This is a genomic window from Paenibacillus sp. P4_A7 (genome assembly GCF_056402455.1).
Genome location: NZ_JBFUHJ010000718.1, coordinates 1 through 1,730 on the forward strand (window position 1 = coordinate 1; position 1,730 = coordinate 1,730).

The window sequence follows — 1,730 nt, forward strand, 5'->3', positions numbered from 1 at the left end:
CTATTGCATCGGATTTTGCATACCTTGCCAGAGCCATATAAAGAAGTGTTCACACTACGAATCTTTGGGGAATTGAAGTTTAGAGAAATTGCGGAGTTATTCGGCAAGACAGAGTCATGGGCGAAGATTACATACTATCGGGCGAAGGAACGGATTGTCAGTGAGATGGAGGCGAGGAAATGAGTAAAGGGGAATCAAAGGGACAGAGATTAAATACAAGCTGTAACATTATTTATGATCTACTTCCACTATTTGTTGATGAGGTATGTAGTGATGAGAGCAAGGTTCTTGTTTCAGAGCATCTGGATGAGTGTCCACAGTGCAATAGAAAATATGAGGCAATGACAGGAGATTTAATCGTAGAAAAGTCTGTAGGTCAAGAGGGACAAGTTCAGGCTCCAAACAATCAGTTAAAAGATCGCTCAGCTGTAAAAGTGCTAAAAAGGATTAGACGAAGATGTCTCATTTCTTTTCTAGTGATGGTGTTGCTCCTTCCCACACTCTGGCTCAGTTTTAATGAATATCGAGGTGAGGGAGTCTCATTTACGAATTTGTATGACTATTATAGCTCTGGAAGGTTTGTTACTGCTCTGGAGCAAGGAGATTATGATAAGGCATTTGAATATATTGACGTATCTGCTTATTATGCAATCATACAACGGAACAAAGAACATGCTTATTCTTCCACAATTAATCGTGAAGAGTACCAGCTAATGACTTATGAAGATGGTAGACAGGAATATACAAATGGAGAAATAACTATACCTGCTGAAGATTTTAATCAATGGCTAATCGATGCCGAGCATGAACTGGTTGAATTAAGAGAATGGTATGATCAGTCGCCTTATAAGGATATGACCTATGATGAATTCTACACGATAAGTAAAAAATATTTTATTCGCAATTTAAACGAGGGTAAAGCGCTAGGCTACACCTTAAAGGGGCGAAAGGTGGTCGAGTCCTATGCTGGTGATGATGGCTTGACGGAGTACAAATACAGTGTTCGCATTTCTAAAAAGAATCATAAAGGAGAGAATGGAACCTTGTCGATTCAAGGGAATGGCAAAGGGAAGTTTGTAGTTACAGGCGCCACGTCTACTCCTGGCGAAACTATTATCAGTGAGTATTTGGAACATCTGAGCATTTCGGAATAAATAATTAGGCGGGACATATTCAGCGCGCTCAACTAACGGGGAACGTTAGTTAATCGCACCATGGAGCAGTTGCAGTCGGCAACTGCTCCATTTTTTCATTACGCTAACGGGCAGAATAGTTGAATTAAAATGAAAACAAMAGTGAAGTAAAATKGTGGATGTGTTCWGGGTTTTAAAGGGGAGGGTATGGGGAATGTCGGAAGAGTTGAATCGGGAAATACTTGATGGTGAACTTAAGAAAATAAATCAAAAATCAGATACAATTGGTGAACGAAGAGGAATATCAACTCCTCTTAAATTTATTGCAGTAATAGTAGGGTTTATAATTGTAGGTCCTCTACTTATGATGGTTATTGGAATTATAGGTAGGATATTTCATATTGGTTGAGTTATCTGTTGTTACGCTAACGGGGAACGATAGCGGAGGAGCTTCCTATGTGGTAGCTCCTCTTTTCTATTGAACTAACGGGCAGGATAACGCAATACACACGTTAAGTGTGGTAAAATATTGAAATTAGCCAAGCTGAATAGGTATATGTCCACGAATGAAGTTATTTTCTAATAATGGAGATATAG

The 1,730-nt window shown here is 39.2% G+C and carries 3 protein-coding genes; all 3 read left to right on the plus strand.

Annotation, left to right across the window (positions count from 1 at the left end; translation table 11 throughout):
- On the plus strand, window positions 1-183 hold a 183-nt coding region (locus AC1DWN_RS33350; protein ID WP_477563119.1), incomplete at its 5' end, for an RNA polymerase sigma factor.
- On the plus strand, window positions 180-1,154 hold the full coding sequence (locus tag AC1DWN_RS33355) for an anti-sigma factor (RefSeq protein WP_477563120.1): 975 nt from the start codon (window positions 180-182) through the stop codon (window positions 1,152-1,154). The genes AC1DWN_RS33350 and AC1DWN_RS33355, both read left to right, overlap by 4 nt.
- A 193-nt stretch (window positions 1,155-1,347) precedes the next feature.
- On the plus strand, window positions 1,348-1,542 hold the full coding sequence (locus tag AC1DWN_RS33360; protein ID WP_477563121.1) for a hypothetical protein: 195 nt from the start codon (window positions 1,348-1,350) through the stop codon (window positions 1,540-1,542).
- Window positions 1,543-1,730 lie beyond the last annotated feature (188 nt).

Excerpts from the sequence above, each read along its gene's own strand:
- AC1DWN_RS33355 (WP_477563120.1), top strand. The coding sequence starts at position 180 with ATGAGTAAAGGGGAATCAAAGGGACAGAGATTAAATACAAGCTGTAAC.
- AC1DWN_RS33360 (WP_477563121.1), top strand. The coding sequence starts at position 1,348 with ATGTCGGAAGAGTTGAATCGGGAAATACTTGATGGTGAACTTAAGAAA.